Source organism: Novosphingobium mathurense (genome assembly GCF_900168325.1).
GTDB lineage: Bacteria > Pseudomonadota > Alphaproteobacteria > Sphingomonadales > Sphingomonadaceae > Novosphingobium > Novosphingobium mathurense.
Genome location: NZ_FVZE01000004.1, coordinates 265,376 through 286,229 on the forward strand (window position 1 = coordinate 265,376; position 20,854 = coordinate 286,229).

Sequence of the window (20,854 nt, forward strand, 5' to 3'; positions counted from 1 at the left end):
TTCAGCGTTCGCCAATGATCCAGCCATCGCCTTCCCGGCGCACGTCGAGATCGAGTAGAACAGCCAGCGAGCGCGGATCCTTGCGGATCGGATCGAGGCGCAGGGAACCCGAAACCGATCCGGGTGACGATCCCGGTGCGGCGGCAAAGGCTATACCCGTGCTGCTTGTCAGATCCGAGGCCACCTGTTCCAGCGATGCCGCGCTGAAAGTCAGCCGGCCTTCATGCCACTCGCCGACCTGCTCGGGTGATATAGCCTCCAGCGTAATGCGGCCGTCTTGCCCGTTTTTGCGCAGGATCTGGCCGGGCGAAATGCGCTGGTTCTGGTCTTTCGGATTGAACTGCACCGCACCTTCTGAGACGGCGACGCTCAGCTGCGCTCCGCGATGGCGCACGTCGAAAACCGTGCCGACATCGACCAGTGTGTCCTCTCCCACCTTCAGGCGGAAGGGCCGCTGCTCATCGTGGCGGATGGTGAAAAGCGCCTGCCCCTTTTCGAGGCGGGCATAGCGCGGATCGTCGCGGTCGAGTTGGATTGTCGTGTCGCCGGCCAGATCGATATGACTGCCCGCATCGAGCGCGACTGTCCTCGCCGCGCCGGGCGCGACTTCGATTTGATAGAGGTCGCGCGAATTCGCTTGCCAGAGCGTGAAACCGCCGACCAGCGCCAGTGAAGCGGCAAGTGCGCCGCCAATCCAACTGCGCCGCGCAATGCGCGCGGTGTTTGTTTGCGTAGCCGCAAGATCGTCGTCGTTTGCAGCGCCCACGCCTGACACCAGCCCCGAAGCGTCGGCGACGGCGGCGGCCACTGCGTCGTAGGCCTCACCGTGCGCGGGATCGGCCTCAAGCCACAGGGTGAAGGCTTCCCACTCCTCGAACTGCGGGTCGCCGGCCCGCACAGCCCAGTCGAGGGCTTGCTGCCGGATCGTCTCGTCAATCGTCATTGCGCCCTCCTTCTGCCCGGAAGACGGAGACGACGGGCTCAAGCCTCATCGCGGGTTTCCTTCCACTCGCTGATTGCCCGATAGGCGCCGCGCAGATCGCTCTCCACGGTGCTGAGGCTGACACCCAGATCGCGGGCGATGTCCTTCTGTGCAGCCCCGTCGATGCGGTGGCGGCGAAAGACCGTCGCCACGCGCGGGCCCAGACCTTCGAGCATGCGCAGGATCATCCCTGCTTCCTGCGCTGCGGCGACACGTTGCTCGGCGGAAGGTTCCGCCGGCGGATGACCGGAATGGGCATCGCTCCAGTCGCGATCGCGCTTCTCGGCCTGTCGGCGCGAGCGGTAGCGATCGATCATCAGCAGGTCGGCGGTGCGGTAGAGATAGGACAGGGGCGATGCGACCGGTCCCGGTCGGCTCGACGAGATCTTCACCCAGACTTCCTGCACGATATCCTCGGCCGCATCTCCCGCGCCGCGTGCGCGCAGGAAGTTCAGCAGCTTCTCCCTGTTCTCCAGGAAGGCCGATTCAAGACCCGAACGGAAAGGTTGCGAAGTCACATACAGCCGGAATGATTCTGGTTCGTGCGAGCCAGATAGACTGCCTGTTCCACCAGGGGAAGGGGCCGGCGGCGATCATTTGATCGCCCCGCCGGATTGACGAGGCGGTGCACGGGTTTGTCTGAGCGCGCTGCCCGATCACGTCATGTCGGGCAGCGCGCGCAGGAGGTCAGGGTGCGATGGTCACCACGACTTGCGACAGGGTGCCCGAAAAGGCGCTGTCCGCGACCGTGTAGTCAGGATCGACCGGGGTGATCGTGTCGCGACCGATGTCGAGGCCCTCGGTATGCGACATCCATCCCGCGACTGTCCTGCCTATGCGGCCGCTGGCGATCTCCTTGCCGTCGAGCAGGATGGCAAGCGTACCCGGGGTGCCCGGCTTCGGCGCGTCGGCGGTGAAGCGTGCGGTCAGCTTGTGCTCACCCGCCCCCACGGCAACGTCGCTGCGCACCGAGAACTGGTCGTCTCCCACGGCATTGTAGTGGAACACCGGCTTGCCGTCCTTGAGGTAGAAGGCATAGCCGCCGAAGCGTCCGCCCTGAGTGATGATCACGCCATTGGCGCCGCCTTCGGGGATGGTCGCGTCGGCCTCGATTGTGAAGCTGCGCCCGATGGTATGGGGCGCGGCATCTTCGTGAATGCGGGTAAGGCCCGGGGTATAGACGAAGCGCTTGCGATTACCGCCCAGCGTCGGGCGCCCTTCGGTTCCCTGGCTGTAGTCGTGGATCGGCAGGATGTTGTTCTTCGACGCTTCCTCCCAGAACAGGTTCTGGAGTTCCTTGAGTTTGGCCGGGTTCTTTTTCGAAAGATCGACCGCGGTCGTGAAATCCCTGTCGAGGTTGAACAGGGTCCACACGCGCTGGTCGGGGCCGATGTCGAGGCGGCGATCGCCGGATGCTCCGGCTTCCCAGGCCGCCCGCTTGGGCAGGGTTCCGGCCATCCAGCCATCCTTGTAGATGCCGAAGTTCTCCATCATCTCGTAGATCTGGGTCCGCCGCGCAGACGGTGCCTTGGGCTGGGTGAAGCTGTACTTCAGGCTGATGCCGTCGATCGGCTTCTGCTTCACGCCGTCCAGCACTTCAGGGGCCTTGACGCCTACCGCGTCGAGCACCGTGGGCATGATGTCGCTGACGTGGGCATATTGGGTGCGCCATGTCTTGCTGTCGGTGATGTGCCCCGGCCAGGAGATGACCATGCCATTGCGCACGCCACCGGCCTGCGATGCAACCTGCTTCCACCAGGGGAAGGGCGCGTTGAGGGCCCAGGCCCACTGGGCCGGGAAGTGGTTATAGACCTCCGGCCCGCCGAAATCATCGTAGTGGCGCGCCAGTTCCCCGAAGCTTTCGGAGCGGCCGGTGATCGACGACTGTTCGAACGCAAGGCCCTGCAACCCGCCCTCGGCACTGCTGCCGTTGTCACCCTCGATGTAGACGATCATGGTGTTGTCGAGCTGACCCGAACGGCGCAATTCGTCGATTACCCGGCCGGTCTGATAGTCTGAATAGGCGACGGTCGCCGCAAAGACCTCCATCAGCCGGGCATAGACCTTCTTGTGCTCGGCATCGAGCGAAGACCAGGCCGGCATGGAGTCCGGGCGTGGGCTGATCTTTGCATCGGCAGGCACGATGCCGATCTTCTTCTGGCGCTCGAAGATCTGCTGGCGCAGCACGTCCCAACCCTGATCGAACTGGCCCGCGAACTTGTCGATCCACTCCTTGGGCGCATGATGCGGCGTGTGCGAAAGGCCCGGAGCATAGTAGATGAAGAAGGGCTTGTCGGGCGCCACCGCATGCTGCTTGCGGATCCAGTCGATCGCGTGATCGGCCATGTCGGCCTCGAAATGATAGCCCGGCTTGTTGTGTGGCGGCTCAAGCGGTGTCGTGTTCTCGACGATGCTGGGGTTCCACATCGATGTGTCAGCGGAGAGGAAGCCGTAATAGTACTCGAAACCGAGGCCGACCGGCCAGCGGTCGTAAGGGCCGGCCATGCTCATTTCCCAATCGGGGGTGAGGTGACCCTTGCCGAACATGGCGGTGTTGAAGCCGCTTTCCTTGAGGATCTGCGCTATGGTGCCGCCGGATTTGGGGATGACCGTGGTGTAGCCGTCGAAGCCGGTCGGAAGATTGGTGACATTGCCCATGTTCACGTTTTGCGGCAGCCGCCCGGTCAGCAGCGAGGCGCGCGTGGGCGAACATAGCGCGGTCGTGTTGAAGCGCGTGTACTTCGCCCCGTTGCGGGAGAGCGCCTCGAAAGTGGGAGTGGGTACCGGTCCGCCGAAAGTGCTGGTGACCCCGAAGCCGACATCGTCGGTCATGATGACGAGGACATTGGGCGCATTCTTCGGCGCCGTGGGTTCGGAAGGCCATTCGGGCGCGTGCGTTTCGGAAACCGTCCGGCCGACCTTGCCTGCCATTGGGTCCGCAGCTTGGGCGAGGGCCACTCCGGGAACGATCGCCGCTGCCAGCGCGGTGGTGCCGATCCAGCGCAGTCGCCTGCACACTTGCCCGGGATTCCGGTTCGGTTGGGTCATCGCTCAGGTCCTCTCTTCATGCTTTGTCATGGGATCGGAGTGTCGGGCCGATCGCCGGGTGTAGGGCACCGGGTGGTGAGGAGACGCTTTCCGCCACAGGACAGCGGTTCCTCACTGTCCGACCTATCAGTACTTGAACGTGATTTGCGCCGTGACCGTGCGCGGATCGGCAACATAGCCGATCTGGTCGGCGTGGAAGCCTCCTGCCGTGCCCGTCCCGCCACCTGAACTCGGAGCGTCCTGTGCGCCGTTCACATAGAACGTGTTGGTCAGGTTCTTGCCGATGATCGCGAACTGCAGGTGGTCGTCCTTGGTCGACAGCCGGATTTGCGCATCCAGAACGCCGTAGCTCTTCTGGCGCGAGTAGGGATTGCCGAAAGCAGTGGGCAGGTAACCGCTCTTGAAGCGACCGTCGGCAGACAGACCGATCTTCAGGTTCTCGCTCACGTGGGTCTCGTAGCTGGCGCCAAGAGCTCCGGTCCACTTCGGCGCATTGGCCAGTTCCACGCCGCTCAGGTCCTGCGCGGGACGCGGGGTGGTCGTGTAGCAGCCCTGGGCGATGGTCTGGCCGGTCCAGCATGGCGCGCCGTCATACTTGTCGTAGGCGGCCTTGTTGTAGTTGAGCGAACCATGCAGTTCGAAGCCGGGCAGGGCATAGGGCGCGAACTGGAAGTCGCTTTCGATGCCCTTGGTAATGGCCGAACCGGCATTGTAGGTCGTGAAGGCGAAGACCGGCGAATTGAAGAAGTCGATCTGCAGGTCCTTGTACCTGTACCAGAAGGCCCCGAGGTTGAAGCGCAGCTGGCGGTCGAACAACTGGGTCTTGATGCCGCCTTCGAAGCCGCGCGCGGTCTCGGGTCCGAAGGTGAAGTCGTCGACCGAAGCCAGCGGACCGTAGATCCCCGAGTTCGAGAAGCCGCCCGACTTGTAGGCCGACTTGTAGCCTGCATAGACCGTCACGGCATCGCTGGGCTCCCATGTCACGGTGAATTCCGGTGACCAGTTGTCGAACGTCTGGTTGGCGGTCAGCGTCACGCCCGGCGAGAAGACGCCCAGCGCCACGAGGGCCGGGTTGGAGTAGGGCTGAAGGAAGCTGCTGTCCTTGGTTTCATGCGTATAGCGTACACCGCCGGCCAACTCGACCTTGGGGATCGGCCGGAAGATCGCTTGTCCGAAGATGGCCAGGGTTTCGCCCTTGGTGGTCGAATCCTTGGAGTTGCCAACGAAGCGGTATCCGTCTGGCGCATCTGAATTCTCGAGCCCGGCCTGCGCCGTCCAGGCCAGGTAATCGCGCTTGGTGGTCTGGTAGAGGCCGCCGACCATGAAGTCGAACATACCGCCGAAATCCGATGTCGCGCGCAGTTCGTCGGAAAAGCTGTGGTAGCTCGTGTTCTCGGTGGCGTAGAGGCCCACCGGCGATGCCGAGATGACGTTGGCATCGATCCGGAAGATGTTCCTGTTCCAGTTGTAGTTCGCGACGTTGGTCAGGGTGATATTGCTGTCCAGCTCGTAGTTCACCGTGCCGGTCACGCCCCATGACTTGTAGGTATTGCCCGGCGATCCGTCGGAATTGCCGTTGGGAATGTCCTGCGCCACTTCAAGCGGAGCGGAAGCCTGGTAGGTACGGAACTTCTTCTCGCACGGCACATTGGGATTGAGCTGGGCTTGGCCGCCGTTGCAGTTGTAGAAGACGTAGTTCGACAGCGGATTGTCCGAACGTGCGTCGTTGAAGCTCGCTTTCAGGTTCGCGGTCAGGCGGCTGTCGGGCTTCCAGACAAGGGTAATGCGGCCGAGCAGGTCGCGCGTGCCCTGCTTGCGGATCGGTTCGGGGGCGTTCAGGAAACGCGTGGTGCCGGTCGCCACGTCGGTAAGGCGCCAGGTTTCGGCCGCTCCACGATTGGGTAGCAGCGAGCCGTATTGCTTGCTGGCGCGAACCGCGAGGCGCGCTCCGAAGGTGTCGCTAAGGGGGCCTGAGGCGATGGCCTCGCCGGTCAGCTGCTGGGCATTGGCTTCATAGCCCACCCTGGCGAGGAATTCAGGTGCGTCGCCCGGATCCTTCGTCGCCATGGAGATCACGCCTGCCGTCGCGTTCTTGCCAAAGAACAGGGCCTGTGGGCCCTTGAGAATCTCGATCTGGCCGAGGTCGAAGAAGCCTTCGTTGATGGTGCGGCCCTGTCCGTAATAGACCGAGTCCACGACGACGGCGACAGATTGCTCGAGGCCGATGGAAGTGGTGTTCGAGCCGATGCCGCGCAGGACCAGCGTCGCGCCCGAGCCCGTGCCGGCGCGGCCGACGGAGAATTGCGGGGTCGATGCAGAAAGCCGCTCCAGGCTCGTCAGGTCATATTTCTCGATGGTCTTGGCATCGACGGCGGTGATCGCGACCGGAACGTCTTGCGTCGATTCCGCACGCTTGCGTGCCATGACCACAATTTCGCCAATGCCGCCGCGAGGCTCGTTGTCTTCGGCTCCCGTGGCCGCGGACTGATTCTGCGCGCGGGCCGGAATGCCTGCCAGCAGGCCGGCCGCGGTCCCGGCAAGCAGCAGATTTCGAACGCACTTGTAGTGTGAAATGGCCAAGCTCTCTCTCCCTCGATCGCTTCGCACTTTGCGGAGCGTGCCCGCAGCGGTGCTTCCCCCGCTTGCTCCGGCATCATTGTCCGAGGTTAAAGTTAAATCACCTGTTTGTTTAATTAGTGTGTTTGAAAATGGCCTGAAAGCCTATACCCTTGGGCCCGGTCCTGTGGCAGAGGCATGAAATGCAGAGCAAAAACAGCGAGAGGACTGCGGCCAGCGAGCGCCCGCCAAAGACGAAGCGGTCGGAAATCACGCGTCAGGTCATCCTGGAGGCGGCAGAGAATCTGTTTGCCAACGACGGGATCGAAGCCACGTCGATGCGCGCCGTCGCTCTGGCTGCGGGTCAGTCAAACGTCGCGGCCGTGCAGTATCACTTCGGCGACAAGCAGACCTTGCTGACCGAAATCTTCGAATGGCGCGTGCAACTTATGGAACCGCGCCGACAGGACATGATCCGGCAGTTCGGTTCCATCGAAACCTGCACGATGCGCGAACTGCTCTCGATCATCTTCCTGCCCTATCTCGATATGCGCAACGAAGCGGGGGCGCATGTCTACGCGCGACTGCTGCTTGAGTATCTTACACTTTACGGACGCTTCGCCCTGCAGCACCCGGCCGAAGATCCGCAACGTCAGGATCGCGCCATCGGCAGGGCCCTCAAGGAATTCGATCGGCGCATGGATGCCCATCCAGCGATGGCCCGACGCCTGCACCTGACCATGATTACCACAGGATTTCTGGGCGTAATCAGCGAGTACGACCTGCTCAAGGCAAAGGACCGGGCAGAGGTCCCATTGGAAGATCTGGTCGTCCAGATGATCGAGTTCTCCGCCATCGGGCTTGAACATCTGGAATAGGGGGCAGGCTCAGAAGCTCATCCAGCCGCCTCAAATGGCGTTTGGCCCACCGCTTTTGATGTATTCCACCGAGAGGCGAAAGGCGAAGCGTCTCACAATTTGGACACGTTCCGCATCGATGCCCGCCCCGGTGAGGATCTCGACCCAGTCCTCCTTGCGGAAAGAGCGGGCGATCGACAGCTGGCCGTCTTCGCGCACGATGCGGTGGACTCCCATCGCCCGGGCGAGCCAGGGAAAGCCGTGATAGGCGAACCGGTGGCGATGCAGGTCGCTGATGAGCCAGCCACGACGCGCCCGGCTGTCCATGTGATGCAGGAAGGCCGTCAGCTGCGCATCGCTCATGTGGTGAGTGACCTGGCTGCTGACGATGTAATCGAATGTTTCGGGCTGGTCGGCATAGTCTCCGGTTCGAAAATCGATCCCGAGATCGTCAGGAGTCGCGCTACGCGCGATCGGCTCGCTTCTGGGATTGATGTCGACGCCGACGAGTCGCGCCGCGATCCCTTGTCTTTGCGCCCATCGGGCGACGGCGCGCAGCAGGTCGCCATGGCCGAACCCTACGTCGAGAAGGCTGAACGCGCTCACCCCCCTCGTGGCCTTGCGCAGATAGGCTAGTGCGGGATGGGCCGTGAACGTCCAGCGATTGACCCGGGCCAGATCGCTCAGGACCTGCGCATAGGTCCCGGCGTCCAGATCCAGTGCATCCATCTGTTCGTCCTGTCGGGATCGCACTGCAAGCGAAGCCATCGCCATTCTCCCCTTTTCGGACGGTCGCCCGGCTCCTCGGCGCCAGACGCAGCAATCTGGCGTTCATGCGCGTTTCACGATCAAATGCATAGACTGTCCAGTCTCAAGGCGTGATAGTCGCGCTCATGCACAGCAGGCGTGAAGGGTTCGAGCACCTTGCCGACAGATACACTCAAGCGTTGTCATCGCTGCATACGGAGAGCCGGTTGCATCAGATGAAATGCGTGCCATTCGCCGTTGTCGTGGGGCTGACTGCACTGGCAGGTTCCGCCAGTGCAGCTCCATCCCGCGGGGTCTTCGGCCACTGGCTGACCGACGACGGTGCAGGGATCGTTGAAGTGAAGCGTTGCGGCGCATCGCTCTGCGGCACCCTTGTGCGCGTTCTCGATCCCAAGGCACCGGCCCATGACATTAACAATCCCGACGCCTCACTGAGGGGCCGCCCACTGGTGGGGGTGCCGATCATTTACGGCATGCATCCCGACGGCGATGGCTGGAAAGGCGGGCGGGCCTACGATCCGAAGGCGGGCCGCAGCTACCGCGCTTCGCTTGCCGTTGGTGAAAAGGGCCGTCTCGATGTAACCGGGTGCATACTGTTCCTGTGCCAGACCAAGCATTGGACCCGCGTTGCCGAGGAGAATGGCCGTTGACGAATGAAGACATCATGGCCCTCATCGCCCAGGAAACCGGCATCGAGCGCGAAAGACTGCAGCCAGACGCCACGCTTGCTACTCTCGACATTTCCTCGATCGACCTTGTGAGCATGCTTTTCGAGATAGAGGACCGCTTCGGCGTCGAAATACAACCGGAAGACATTCCCCCCGATTCCACGCTCCAGCAACTGATCGACCGCATTACGGCCGGCGCCGGGGCATGAGACAAAGGGTCGTCATCACCGGCATGGGCTGTGTCAGCGGCCTTGGCAAAGGTGTGGAGGCCAACTGGACAGCCTTGCGGGACGGGGCAGGCGCAATCCGGCCCATCGCGCGCGAAGGCATGGAAGGCATCGCTTCGTGGATCGCGGCGGACGACAGCGCGACTTCGCGTCTTTCATCAACCGATCTGCGCCCGCTGGGCAAGCTCGATCCGCTTTCCCTCCATGCTCTGGAAGCGGCGAGCGAGGCCGTCGCGCAGTCGGGATTGTCCGGCCATCGGGTGCTGCACGATCGGACCGCGATCCTCATGGGGTGCGGCAGCGGGGGCAATGCGACCATCGACACCGCCTATCAGCGCCTTTTCGGGCAGGGGCAGGCCAAGGTTCATCCGCAGACCATTCCGGCATCGATGATCGCGGCGCCTGCGGCGCAGATCGCCATGATGCTGAAGGTGCATGGTCCAACCTTCACCCTGTCCAGCGCCTGCGCTTCCTCCGCCCATGCACTTGGCGAGGCCATGCACATGATCCGCAGCGGGAGGGTCGACGTAGCGATTGCCGGGGGTGCGGAGGCGTGCCTTTCGCAGGGCTCGTGGACGGCCTGGCGTTCGCTTGGCGTGCTCGCGCCCGATGCCTGCAGACCGTTCTCCGTCGACCGAAAAGGCATGGTCCTGGGCGAAGGAGCTGCGGTTCTGGTGCTCGAAAGCGAAGCGCACGCCGCTGCACGCGGCGCTACGGTCCTTGCCGAACTGGCCGGTTATGGCGCCTCCAGCGATGCCGCGCACATGACGGCTCCGGATGTGACCGGAATTGCAGCAGCCATCCGCGCCGCCCATGAAGATGCTCGCCTGGACATCGATGAACCGGCGTTGATATCGGCGCACGGCACCGGCACCCAGCTTAACGATCCGGCGGAGGCGGCGGCCATGCGGGCGGTCTATGACACGGCGCTCGATCGCCATCGCGTCATAGCGACGAAGTCAGCGCACGGACACATGATCGGTGCAGCGGGAGCGGTGGAGTTCCTGCTGGGGGTCAGGAGCCTTGTCGAAGGCATCGCCCCGCCCATCCTCAATCACCTGGGCACGCCTCCCGATTGTGCCTTGCCGCTGGTCCTTTCGCGGCAGGCCATCGATCACGAGGTTCTGGTGTCGAACAGCTTCGCCTTCGGCGGCCTCAACGCCGTACTGATCGGACGCAAGCCATGAGTGCAGTGACGGCCCATGTGAATCGTATCGGTACGGCCAACCCGCCCCACGGCGTACACGATGCCTTCCTGCGTTTCGCCACGGCCGGTCTGCCCGACGACAAGACGCGCAAGCTGTTCGGCCGCATGGTCGAGCGGTCGGGCATCGAGCAGCGCTTTTCGTTTCTCGAGCCGGTGACCCTGCCTGACGGGACGGTCACCGATCGGGACGATTTTTACGGCACCGGCGAATGGCCGAGCACCGCAAGGCGCATGGCGCGCTATGCCAGCGACGCGCCGCGCCTTGCCCTCGCTGCCATCCACGCACTCGATCCGGACATCGCGGCACAGGGCATTACCCACCTCATCGTTGCCTCCTGCACCGGTTTCATGGCCCCCGGGCTCGATCAGGTCATTGTCGAAAGGGCAGGGCTGGATCCGCGTATCGAGCGCACCGTCGTCGGCTTCATGGGCTGTTATGCCGCCGTCAATTCGCTGCGCCTCGCCCATCATATCGTCCGCTCGACGCCGCAGGCGCGGGTCTTGGTCGTCACGCTGGAGCTGTGCAGCCTTCATTTCCAGCGCACTGCCGACTTGGGCAAGCTGCTGTCGATGCTGCTTTTCGGCGATGGTGCTGCGGCAGCGCTTGTCACGGCGGAAGCGGAGGGGATCGCTCTCAGGGATTTTCGCGCGGCGACGATCGGGGGAACTGCCGATGCGATCACCTGGGACATCGGCGATCAGGGATTCGACATGCACCTGGGTGGCGAAGTCCCGGCGCGGATCACCGAAGCGTTGCGCCGGGAGCGCGACATGCCCGAAGGATTGCTGCGCGGTCAGGCACCGGAGGAATTCTCGCTATGGGCCGTCCACGCCGGCGGTCGGACGATACTGGACGCGGTGGAACAGGGGCTATCGCTGCCGGAAGGTTCGCTGGCACCATCGCGCGCAGTCCTGCGTGATTACGGCAACATGTCTTCGGCGACGCTGATGTTCATTCTCGCGCATATGCTCGAACGTCGCGAGCAGGGGCGACCGCCGCAACCGGGCCTTGCCATCGCCTTCGGTCCGGGCATGGCGGCGGAGAGCTTTCGTTTCCATCTAGTGGGTTAAGATGACCGACGCGCTGATCCTTGGTGGGGGACTGGCGGGAGGCGCGGCAGCAGCGCTGCTCGCCCGCGCCGGGAAGTCGGTCCACCTGATCGAACGCGAAACGGGGCCGCATCACAAGATCTGCGGTGAATTCCTCTCTATCGAAGCGCATCAGCACCTGGCCGACCTCGGCATCGATGCGCAGGCGCTGGGCGCTGTTCCGATCGATCGTGTGCGCCTGATCTCGGGTCCTTCCCAGATCGAGGCGGCTTTACCGTTCACCGCTCTCGGCCTCAGCCGTCATATCCTTGACGAAGAGCTTCTGGAACGTGCGCAGGCAGCCGGTGTAACGCTGGAGCGGGGCGTGCGAGTCCTCGAAGTGGCCGGATCGACAGTTCGTACCAGTCATGGCGACCGCGTTGCCAGCAACGTTCTTCTGGCGACGGGCAAATTGCCCGTGCGGGAGGACCGGCAGGAACATAGGGAGAAAGACGCTGATCCCTATGTCGGCTTCAAGATGCACTACCGCCTGTCGCGTCGGGCGAAGGAGCAACTTGCGGGCACGGTGCAACTGACCCTGCTCGAAGGCGGCTATGCGGGCCTGCAGATGGTTGAAGGCGGTCGTGCCAATCTTTGTCTTATCGTCAAACGCAGCCGGTTTTCCCGGATCGGCCGGAACTGGTCGGACATGCAGGCATTGCTGGCATCCCTGCCGCGCGGCGGCGAGTGGCTGGCCGAAGCCGAGCCCTTGTTCGACAAGCCCGTCACTATCGGCAACCTGAGCTATGGCATGGCTTCGGCTTGCCCCTCGGACGACCCTGTATTCCGCTTGGGGGATCAGGCGGGCATGACAGCATCGCTGACCGGTGACGGCATGGCCCTTGCCCTGCGTAGTGCCTTTATCGCTGCCGAATGCCTGCTCGAAGGAAAAGGCGCCGCCGACTATCGAGAGCGTCACCGTGCCGAGACCGGGCTTCAAATCTCCCGGGCAATGGCTCTGCAGCGCGTTCTCGAGCAGCCAGTGCTGCGAACGATGGGCATTGGCCTGCTTCGCGCATGGCCAGGACTATTGACGCATCTCGCTTTTGCGACGCGATTGACTCAACGGCGCCCTGAACCCGAATTTGGATTTGCAGGGTAAGGTGGATTTTCCCGGTCAGAACGAAGTCGTCATCCGCAGGGCAATTTCCTCCTGATGAGGGACAGGTCGGCCCGGAGCGATGGCCCTGTTCCCGCTGCTGGCCTCAAGGCTCATCAGTGTGTGATTGAAGAAGCGAGGACCAGCAACGGGCATTTCGAACACAAGGTGGGCGCCATGCGCTGCCGCCGGCTCTCCATTGGTCATCCGCATGGCATCGTCCTGCAGGGAGTGTCCGCCCCAACCGCCTTGGGCAAACCATCCTGCGCGAATGCGCCAGTCTGCAGCGTGCTTGATCGTCGCATCGACGCCGGCGTCGACTGACTTGGTCCTTGCAACGAGCAGGGCCGATTCCCGATCCATCCTGCTGGTCATTCCAGCGTGTGCGAGCAGCCGCAATTCCATGTCCGCTCCCACGTCCTGCCAACCTTCGATGCTGACCCGGCGAACATGAACTTTCATGCGCGCATCTGCGCTGGGTTCGTCCCTGGCATGAACCGAGCGAAGCGACAGAAAGCTCAGCCCCCAGCCAGAATCGCCATTATCGTTGATGAGCAGTTTGGTCTTGGCCCGGTCCAGATTGATCCGATCGGATGTAGACCAATGCAGGTCGGCCGGCACTACCCGCTCCGACCGGGCGCTTGGCAACTTGCTCTCGCTGGCATGGGCCGGAACCGATGCGGTCGCGGCAATCAGGCCCACTATTGTCAGGCGTCGGCGCATCGTCACGGCCTCCACGATTGCTTCCGTTGCGGGGTACCGTAACTGGACGCCACCGCACGCCGCAATCCGCAGCTTGGCACGCAATTCAGTCGTTCAGGCAGAGCCTGTCGTGTAGATCACTCGCTCGCAGCATTCCAGGCTGCGACGATTTCCCGCGCCTTTGCGGAAACGGTCGCAATATCATGTCCGGGCTTGAACAGACTGCCGCCAACTCCGATCCCGAAAGTGCCGGCAGCGCGATATTCGGCCAGATTGGCGGGACCTACCCCGCCCACGGCCCAGATGCGGGCATGTCTGGGAAGGACTTCGGCAATGGCTTTGATATAGCCGCTGCCCAGCGACGCGCCCGGGAATAGCTTGAGGTCACGGGCCCCGGCGTGAATGGCGGCAAAGGCTTCTGTCGGCGTCAGGAAGCCGGGCAATACGTCCATGCCAAGATATATCGAACGGCTGATGACCTCGGGATCGACATTGGGGGAAACCATGAAGGTTCCGCCAACGCCAGCGAGCGTTTTGGCCAGCTCGACGGAAATCACCGTGCCACCGCCGATGGCGGCCCGATCGCCAAGCGCGTCGACCATGGCGGCAATCGAACCGGCCGGATCGGGCGAATTGAACGGCACTTCGATGATGCGGATGCCTGCATCGATGAGCGCTTGCCCGATGGCAACCGCCTCTTGCGTCAAGATCCCGCGCAGAACGGCTGCAATGGGCGGAGCACCGCTTGCCAATGCCTCTTCGATCTTCATTCCTGAGTTCCTCTTGCCAGCCTGAGCCCGGCTACGACTGCCGCATCGCCATCAATGCGGGACGTCTTGCATCCCATGCTGCTCAAACTTCTTTCGTAAAGATTGCATAGGGCGGGGTCCCCGATGAGCACGACGCTCGATCCCGCGATTACCTCTGCCTCGACTTCACTGCCGATCAGAAGGCCGGAGATGTAGCCGCGCGACCAGTCCTTCGACTTGCCGTCGAGCATGCGCGCGGCGCGCGCCTCAAACAAGGCCGAAGTAAGCGGCTCGTCCGCTCTTTCAATTCCACGCGCAAAACCGTCGTCGAAGCGGCCATTCCCCGGGGTGTCGGGGCCGGTCAGGGTCGACTGGCCGGCCAGCAGCGCGAAGAGTTCGCCCGTAGGATGCGTTCGGAAACTTGCGATCGTGCCGTTCTGCAATCGGACCCACTTGCAGTGCGTGCCGGGCAGCACAACGAGATACTCCCCTTCGGCAAGGGCCGGATTGAGCGCTACGGCGCCGAAGACCTGTGTCTCCTCGCCGCGCATGACTTCGGGTACACCGTCGTTCGTGCGGCAGCTCAAACCGGGAAGGACCGAAACTTTCACTCCAGCGACCTGCGTGACCGCGCACGAGCCGAGCCATGTGGCCGCACTGGCGGGACAAGGGGCGTATTGCGCGGGAATGAGCCCGCCCGGTGCACCAGCCATTCCGCATAGGGTGACATCGGAAATCCTGCCTTCGCCGAGCCAGACTTCCAGCCTTTCGGCCAGGACGGTCTCTGCAGGTGTTTCGAGGGCACCTGTACCGGGGCCGTTGAGCCGCGCGGTGACCTCCGCTCCGCTCATCCGGTAAAGCCGCAGGCGACTGGTGCCCCAGTCGCCCAGGACGAAATCCCCGGTCATGGCAGCTCGCGCACCATCATCGACACGTTCGATGACACCAAGAAGAAGTCCACGTCATGTCCCTTTTCTAGTCTTCTTGCTTCAAGCCAGATAACACGCTTTCGCTCGAAGGGTTCTGAACATCGTTGCGCGCGCCGCGCACATGCTCGACTGCTCCTTCGCCCGGACGTTAGTCGATGAACGGTTCGACGCTCACGCGCCGGCCGCGCAGGAAAGCATCGGCCACGAGGCGCAAGGGATCGATATCGACGTCGCTGCGTCCGCCACGGATGAGGTTTGCGAAACGCGCATAGAGGCCGGGATATTCCAGATCCTCGTTGTGTTCGGTGCCGCTGGGCAGGGCCAGCACAGCGCCGCCGCTGGACAACTTGAGCGTTCCGGCGTCCGTCTCGACCACGATGTCCCAGCTCTGCGGGCCGGTCTGGCGCCAGTCGAGATCCATGTGGATCTCGGCACCTGCCGTATCGCGAAAGTGCATGTCTGCAGCGATCGGGGCCGCACGGTTTGCCGGGATGCTGAGCGTTGCGTTCGTGAGGAAGACCGGGCGGGGCAGGATATGGGTCAGGATGGACAGAGCGTTGATGCCCGGATCGAATACGCCAAGTCCGCCGGGTTCCCAGATCCACGCCTGCCCCGGGTGCCAGACGCGAACGTCCTCGCGCCAGACGATCGAGACTTTCTCGATCGTGCGTTCGGCCAGCCACGTGCGCGCCGGCGCGACGCCTGCGGCAAAGCGCGAATGCCATGCCGCGAAGAGCGACACGCCGACTTTGTCCGCACGGTCCCGCAAGGCGACGACTTCGCTCAGTGTTGCGCCCGGCGGCTTCTCGAGGAAGACGTGGACGCCGCGCTTGAGCGCTTGTGCGGCGAGGTCGTAGCGGACCTGCGGCGGGGTGCAGAGCGAGACGGCGTCAATCGCCGGCCCCTGTTCGAGCAGCTCGTCGAGGCTGGCGAAATGGGGAATGCCGTCCAGTCCGGTGTCGTGCGGGCTGACCGTTGCCGCCAGGCTGAAGGTCGCGTTTCCGGCGATGGCGGGCAAGTGCCGGTCGCGAGCGATCTTGCCAAGCCCCACGACGGCAATGTGGATCGGGTCCATGGTTCAGAGCGCCCTGACCGCCACGGCCCGTTCTTCGGCCCTTGCAAGCGGATTGGATACCGGCAGCGTGAACGGAAAAGCCGATATCTCGAAGACGTCGCCTTCCAGCGTCGTTACCCCGTCGCTGAACGAGAGTGTCGCGGTGCCGAAGAAATGGACGTGCACGTCTCCGGGCCGGCAGAACAGGCCGTACTTGAAGTGATGGTGTTCAAGATTGGCGATGGTGTGCGACATATTCGCCTCGCCGGACAGGAACGGCTTTTCCCAAAGCGTCTTGCCGTCGCGCAGGATCCGGCTTGTGCCTTCGATGCCTGCTGGTGCAGGCCCCAGCAGCAGCTCTGGCCCCAAGGCTGCCTGCCGGAGCTTGGAATGGGCGAGCCAGAGGTAGTTGTGCCGCTCGGTCACATGGTCCGAATACTCGTTGGCGAGTGCGAATCCGATGCGATAGGGCGTACCGTCCTCGGCAACGATGTAGATGCCGGCAACTTCCGGTTCCTCACTGCCGTCCTTGGCAAAGGCTGGCATGAGCAGAGGATCGTGCGGGCCGACCAGTTGCGAGCCGTCTCCCTTGTAGAACCATTCCGGCTGCTGGCCGACTTCGCCCGGCGCCGGCTTGCCGCCCTCCAGGCCCTCGAGGAACATGCGCATGGAATCGGTCGGCTTCTCGCTGGCCATGGCCTCGCGATGCATCTTGTCGCGCCCTTCGGCCGAGCCGAGATGGGTCAGTCCGGTGCCCGAAAGGATCAGGTGCGCCGGATCTTCGTGATCGATGGGGGCCAGCAGACGGCCCGCTTCGAATTCCCCACGAATGTCGACGGCTTCGCCCTGCTTGCAGGCCTTGGCGGTTTCGGCCAGCGTTTCGCCCGCGGCAATGGCGCGCAGCGCCAGTTCGCGCACCGAGGTGACGCCCAACAGGACATGCGCAGCGTCCCCCTCGGCAAGAATAACGGATCGCACGCCGTCGGTCGTGCGATGCTGGAGCAGGCGAAGATAAGTCATGTTTCTCTCCCGGGCCGCGGCGCGCGCTGTGTTCCGGGCGCGCCGCGGTTAGGTGTTTGCTGTCAGCCGAGTTTGAGAGTGCCGTCGATCAGGCGAGGCGCGCCATCGCCGATCGCGCTGTCGCGCAGTTCTTCGGGCAGTACGTCCTGTGCCAGGTTCTGGTAGCTGACCGGGCGCAGGAAGCGGTCGATAGCAAGGCTGCCGACGGACGTTGTGCGCGGATCGGACGTGGCCGGGAAGGGGCCACCGTGAACCATCGCGTGGCACACTTCGACGCCTGTCGGCCAGCCATTGGCAAGGATCCGGCCGACCTTGCGCTCCAGCACCGGCAGCAGGCGCGAAGCCAGGCTCTCGTCGGCTGCGTCCATGTGCAGGGTGGCAGTGAGCTGACCTTCGAGACCGGCAAGAACCCTGGCGAGTTCTGCCTCGTCCTTGCAGCGCACGACGATGGAGGATGCACCGAAGACTTCATGGCCCATGGCCTTGTTCGCGAGGAACGCTTCGCCTGACGTCTGGAACAGGACGGCGCCGCCGTGGGTGCGATCTCCTTCTTCACCGCGAGCCAGCGTCTCGACACCGGGGCAACCGGAGAGCGCTTCAACGCCCTTGGCATAGGCATCGCGAATGCCGGCTGTCAGCATCGTCTGCGGCTTTGCCTGCGATACGCTGCCGGTGGCTGCCGATACGAAGGCATCGAGTCCTTCGCCTTCAATGGCCAGGATGAGGCCGGGGTTGGTGCAGAACTGGCCTGCGCCCATCGTCAGCGAACCGACGAAGGCCGAGCCTAGCGCTTCGCCGCGCGCCTTGAGCGCTTCGGGCAGGAGCAGGACCGGATTGATGCTCGACATCTCGGCATAGACGGGGATCGGCACATCGCGCGCCTGCGCAATGCGGGAAAGGGCCAGACCGCCGCCGCGCGAACCGGTGAAACCGACCGCCATGATGCGCGGATCGCTGACGAGCGCTGACCCCAGATCGTTCGAAGGCCCGACAAGGTGCTGGAATACACCTTCCGGAAGTCCGCAGGCAGCAACGGCCCTGGTGATCGCCTGTGCGACCAGTCCACCGGTGATCGGATGTGCCGGGTGCCCCTTCACAACGACCGGGCAACCGGCAGCCAGCGCCGAGGCGGTGTCGCCCCCAGCGGTCGAAAAGGCCAGTGGGAAGTTCGAGGCGCCGAATACGGCGACGGGGCCGACCGGGATCATGCGCAGGCGCAGGTCCGGGCGGGGCAGGGGCTGACGCTCGGGCATGGCCGGGTCGATGCGCAGTTGCTGCCATTGTCCCTTGCGCACGACATCGGCGAACATGCGAAGCTGCCCGACGGTGCGACCGCGTTCGCCTTCCAGGCGCGCACGCGGCAGTCCGCTCTCGGCCATCGCGGCCTCGATCAGCGAATCGCCGATGGCCAGGATCTCTTCGGCGATTCGTTCGAGGAAGCCAGCACGCTCTTCACGGGCGGTGGCACGGTATGCGTCGAACGCAGCATCAGCTTTAGCGCAGGCTTGCGCAACTTCTGCGGGGCCATCGACATGCAAGGACTCGCCATGGGGCTGACCGGTTTCGGCCACTACGGATCGGAATTCTGTCATTCGGGGTCTCCCTATTTACTCCGACATATTATGGGCGGACGGCAAACGCAATGTTTGTCGTTCCTTCCTTGTCTGAGGGCTGTTAGGGTCGTTGCGGAGGTAACGGAAATCGTGACAGAGGCTGAACTGAGCAAGGAAATAAGTGCCGTAAAGGCAGCCGAGGAACCCCGCGGTCCAGGCAGGCGCCTGCATGGCGCGATTGCGCATAAATTGGGGACGGACATCTTGTCAGGCAAATACGCTCCCGGCGATGTCCTTTCGGGTGAAGTCGCCTTTGCCGAGGAGCTTCAGGTTTCCCGCAGCGCCTATCGCGAGGCGATCCAGGTGCTTACCGCCAAGGGACTGGTGGCAAGCCGCCCCAAGGCAGGCACGCGGGTACTGCCGCGCGACCGCTGGAACCTGCTCGATCCCGAAGTGCTGGGCTGGGCTTTTGCCGGTGAGCCGGACATCGAGTTCGTGCGCAGCCTGTTCGAACTGCGTGCCATCGTCGAACCGGCTGCTGCGCGCCTCGCTGCGCAACGGCGCGACAAGGCCGACCTCAAGGCCATGAAGACCGCCCTGGCCGAAATGCGGCGCCATACGCTCACGACCGAAGCCGGTCGCGCGGCCGACAGGGATTTCCACGCTGCGATCCTGCATGCCACCCGCAATCAGGCGCTTATGGTCCTGAGCGCCAGCATCGGCGCTGCCGTCAATTGGACCACGCAGTTCAAGTTACGCGCGCGCGCACTACCGCGCAGTCCGATTCCCGATCACACCAAGGTCTACGATGCCATTGCCGCCGGTGACGGCGAGGGCGCGGCGGAAGCGATGAATGTTCTCGTCGATCTGGCGCTCGAGGATACACGCAGTGCCATGACGTCCTGAAGGCACTCGCCCGCTCGGGAATCTCTCCTGGAATTGAGACGGACACAGGGCCGATGACAATGTCACCAGCCCTGCCTGCGATCTGGCTTTCGCATGCTCAGGGTGCGGTGACGGGTTCAAGCACCTCGTCGGGAAGGGCATGTGTCGGCTTGCTGCCCCACAGCGCGTAGAACAACACATAGAGTTCGCAGGCCGCAGTCAGCAGGAACGAGGTCTGCAGGCCGTAATTGTCGGCGATCCAGCCCTGAACGATCACCAGCGCGCCGCCCGCGATAGCCATGACCAGCAGGCCCGACCCCTCTTCGGTGAGCGGCCCCAGGCCCTTGATGCCGAGGGTGAAGATGGTCGGGAACATGATCGAATGGAACAGGCCCACGAGGATCAGCGACCACATGGCCACCGGTCCATGGGCGAAGCTGGTGATCATCATCACCACGAAAGCGCCGATGGAAAATGCGGCCAGCACCCGCGCGGGATCGAAACGCTGCATGATCGCGGAGCCGGCGAAGCGGCCGACCATCATGCCGCCCCACAGGAAGGTGAGGTAGCGTCCGGCCTGCTCATGGGTCAGGTTGGCGATATCGGGCTGGCTGACGAAATTCACGAAGAGGTTGGCTACGCCGATTTCCGCGATCAGGTAGATGAAGATCGCCGGGATCCCGAAGACCAGGTTGCGGTGGCTCCACAAGGACAGGTGCTTGCGTTCCTCCTTCGCCACGCGGGCATTCGAAGTTCCCATGGTGGGCAGCGGAAAGCGCGCGATCACGATGGCCAGAACGACCAGCACCACCGCCACCAAGCCATAAGGCAGGATCACCGACTGGGCGTCGGCCATGCGTTCCGCCTCGCTGAGCACCGTACCGACTGCCGAAGTGCCGCTCTTGGAGCGGCCCAGGATCAGGTACGCGCCGAAAAGCGGCGCCAGCATTGTCCCGGCCGAATTCAGCGCCTGCACGAGGTTCAGCCGCGAGGAGGCCGTCTCCGGCTTGCCGACGATGGCGACATAGGGATTGGCGGCGACCTGAAGGAGAGTGATCCCGCTGGCGATCACGAACAGCATTGTCAGGGTGACGCCGTAGGATGGAATGCTGGCCGCCAGCATCATGCCCAACGCGCCGACTGCCATGATCAGTAACCCGACAACCAGGGACATCTTGTAACCGATCCGCTCGATCAGTTTTGCCGAAGGAATCGAGGCGACGAAGTAGGCGATGAACCAGACCGACTCGATCAGCGTTGTCTGCGTGTAATTGAGCTCGAACACGCTGCGCAGGTGCGGCAGCAGCGTGTTGTTGATGACGGTGATGAAGCCCCACATGAAGAAGAGGCTCGCAAGCAAGGTAAGCGCCGGGCCATAGCGAATTGCGGTTTCCTGCGCGGTTTCGGCGGAAGTGCCGGACGACGAGACAACTGTAGGCATGTCTATCCTCTCGAACGGGG

General features: G+C 63.4%; 19 protein-coding genes. 7 read left to right on the forward strand and 12 right to left on the reverse strand.

Translation table 11 applies throughout. The features are described from left to right. Nucleotide 1 precedes the first annotated feature (1 nt). From B5483_RS14410 to B5483_RS14425, 4 genes are all read right to left on the reverse strand, one after another. Nucleotides 2-943: a FecR family protein gene (locus B5483_RS14410; protein ID WP_079730883.1), complete on the reverse strand. Its 942-nt coding sequence runs from the start codon at nucleotides 941-943 to the stop codon at nucleotides 2-4. 38 nt (nucleotides 944-981) lie between these two features. Then, the gene (locus B5483_RS14415) at nucleotides 982-1,500 is read right to left on the reverse strand and encodes an RNA polymerase sigma factor (RefSeq protein WP_079730884.1); all 519 of its coding nucleotides are present in this window, start codon (nucleotides 1,498-1,500) and stop codon (nucleotides 982-984) included. Between the two features lie 169 nt (nucleotides 1,501-1,669). Beyond that, nucleotides 1,670-4,030 (reverse strand): arylsulfatase, encoded by a 2,361-nt coding sequence (locus B5483_RS14420; protein ID WP_245829251.1) that lies wholly within the window; start codon nucleotides 4,028-4,030, stop codon nucleotides 1,670-1,672. A gap of 126 nt (nucleotides 4,031-4,156) precedes the next feature. After that, nucleotides 4,157-6,610, reverse strand: a complete 2,454-nt coding sequence (locus B5483_RS14425) for a TonB-dependent receptor (protein WP_079730885.1) — start codon at nucleotides 6,608-6,610, stop codon at nucleotides 4,157-4,159. Between the two features lie 179 nt (nucleotides 6,611-6,789). Here B5483_RS14425 and B5483_RS14430 point away from each other — a divergent pair, with 179 nt between their 5' ends. Then, nucleotides 6,790-7,464 carry a TetR/AcrR family transcriptional regulator gene (locus B5483_RS14430; protein ID WP_079730887.1) on the forward strand — a complete coding sequence of 225 codons (675 nt, stop codon included), beginning with the start codon at nucleotides 6,790-6,792 and terminating at the stop codon, nucleotides 7,462-7,464. Nucleotides 7,465-7,494: 30 nt separating this feature from the next. Here the strand turns inward: B5483_RS14430 and B5483_RS14435 are convergent, their stop codons facing one another. Then, nucleotides 7,495-8,211 carry a methyltransferase domain-containing protein gene (locus tag B5483_RS14435; RefSeq protein WP_079731004.1) on the reverse strand — a complete coding sequence of 239 codons (717 nt, stop codon included), beginning with the start codon at nucleotides 8,209-8,211 and terminating at the stop codon, nucleotides 7,495-7,497. A 215-nt stretch (nucleotides 8,212-8,426) separates the two neighbouring features. On the opposite strand from B5483_RS14435, the gene B5483_RS14440 reads away from it, so the two are divergent. From B5483_RS14440 to B5483_RS14460, 5 genes are read left to right on the forward strand one after another with little or no spacing between them, the layout of a single operon-like run. Next, nucleotides 8,427-8,861, forward strand: coding sequence for a DUF2147 domain-containing protein (locus tag B5483_RS14440; RefSeq protein WP_245829254.1), 435 nt, complete (start codon nucleotides 8,427-8,429; stop codon nucleotides 8,859-8,861). After that, nucleotides 8,858-9,088: an acyl carrier protein gene (locus B5483_RS14445; RefSeq protein ID WP_079730888.1), complete on the forward strand. Its 231-nt coding sequence runs from the start codon at nucleotides 8,858-8,860 to the stop codon at nucleotides 9,086-9,088. The genes B5483_RS14440 and B5483_RS14445 overlap by 4 nt, the downstream gene beginning before the upstream one ends. Then, nucleotides 9,085-10,293 carry a beta-ketoacyl-[acyl-carrier-protein] synthase family protein gene (locus tag B5483_RS14450; RefSeq protein WP_079730889.1) on the forward strand — a complete coding sequence of 403 codons (1,209 nt, stop codon included), beginning with the start codon at nucleotides 9,085-9,087 and terminating at the stop codon, nucleotides 10,291-10,293. Before B5483_RS14445 ends, B5483_RS14450 begins: the two co-directional genes overlap by 4 nt. Next, on the forward strand, nucleotides 10,290-11,384 hold the full coding sequence (locus B5483_RS14455) for a type III polyketide synthase (protein ID WP_079730890.1): 1,095 nt from the start codon (nucleotides 10,290-10,292) through the stop codon (nucleotides 11,382-11,384). Before B5483_RS14450 ends, B5483_RS14455 begins: the two co-directional genes overlap by 4 nt. A 1-nt stretch (nucleotide 11,385) precedes the next feature. After that, nucleotides 11,386-12,504, forward strand: a complete 1,119-nt coding sequence (locus tag B5483_RS14460) for an NAD(P)/FAD-dependent oxidoreductase (protein WP_079730891.1) — start codon at nucleotides 11,386-11,388, stop codon at nucleotides 12,502-12,504. Nucleotides 12,505-12,519: 15 nt separating this feature from the next. Here B5483_RS14460 and B5483_RS14465 read toward each other — a convergent pair whose 3' ends face one another. From B5483_RS14465 to B5483_RS14490, 6 genes are all read right to left on the reverse strand, one after another. After that, nucleotides 12,520-13,224 (reverse strand): hypothetical protein, encoded by a 705-nt coding sequence (locus B5483_RS14465; protein ID WP_139384008.1) that lies wholly within the window; start codon nucleotides 13,222-13,224, stop codon nucleotides 12,520-12,522. A gap of 116 nt (nucleotides 13,225-13,340) precedes the next feature. Further along, nucleotides 13,341-13,973, reverse strand: coding sequence for a 2-dehydro-3-deoxy-6-phosphogalactonate aldolase (locus tag B5483_RS14470; protein WP_079730893.1), 633 nt, complete (start codon nucleotides 13,971-13,973; stop codon nucleotides 13,341-13,343). Then, a complete protein-coding gene (locus B5483_RS14475) occupies nucleotides 13,970-14,860 on the reverse strand; it encodes a 2-dehydro-3-deoxygalactonokinase (RefSeq protein ID WP_079730895.1) in 891 nt (296 codons plus the stop codon). Before B5483_RS14475 ends, B5483_RS14470 begins: the two co-directional genes overlap by 4 nt. A 169-nt stretch (nucleotides 14,861-15,029) precedes the next feature. Then, on the reverse strand, nucleotides 15,030-15,956 hold the full coding sequence (locus B5483_RS14480) for a Gfo/Idh/MocA family protein (protein WP_079730896.1): 927 nt from the start codon (nucleotides 15,954-15,956) through the stop codon (nucleotides 15,030-15,032). A 3-nt stretch (nucleotides 15,957-15,959) separates the two neighbouring features. Next, nucleotides 15,960-16,955, reverse strand: a complete 996-nt coding sequence (gene araD1, locus B5483_RS14485; protein WP_079730897.1) for an AraD1 family protein — start codon at nucleotides 16,953-16,955, stop codon at nucleotides 15,960-15,962. A gap of 62 nt (nucleotides 16,956-17,017) precedes the next feature. After that, the gene (locus B5483_RS14490) at nucleotides 17,018-18,547 is read right to left on the reverse strand and encodes an aldehyde dehydrogenase (NADP(+)) (RefSeq protein WP_079730898.1); all 1,530 of its coding nucleotides are present in this window, start codon (nucleotides 18,545-18,547) and stop codon (nucleotides 17,018-17,020) included. 111 nt (nucleotides 18,548-18,658) lie between these two features. On the opposite strand from B5483_RS14490, the gene B5483_RS14495 reads away from it, so the two are divergent. Then, nucleotides 18,659-19,414 carry a FadR/GntR family transcriptional regulator gene (locus tag B5483_RS14495; RefSeq protein WP_245829257.1) on the forward strand — a complete coding sequence of 252 codons (756 nt, stop codon included), beginning with the start codon at nucleotides 18,659-18,661 and terminating at the stop codon, nucleotides 19,412-19,414. A gap of 97 nt (nucleotides 19,415-19,511) precedes the next feature. Here B5483_RS14495 and B5483_RS14500 read toward each other — a convergent pair whose 3' ends face one another. Next, a complete protein-coding gene (locus tag B5483_RS14500; protein WP_054946354.1) occupies nucleotides 19,512-20,834 on the reverse strand; it encodes a sugar MFS transporter in 1,323 nt (440 codons plus the stop codon). Nucleotides 20,835-20,854: the final 20 nt, after the last annotated feature.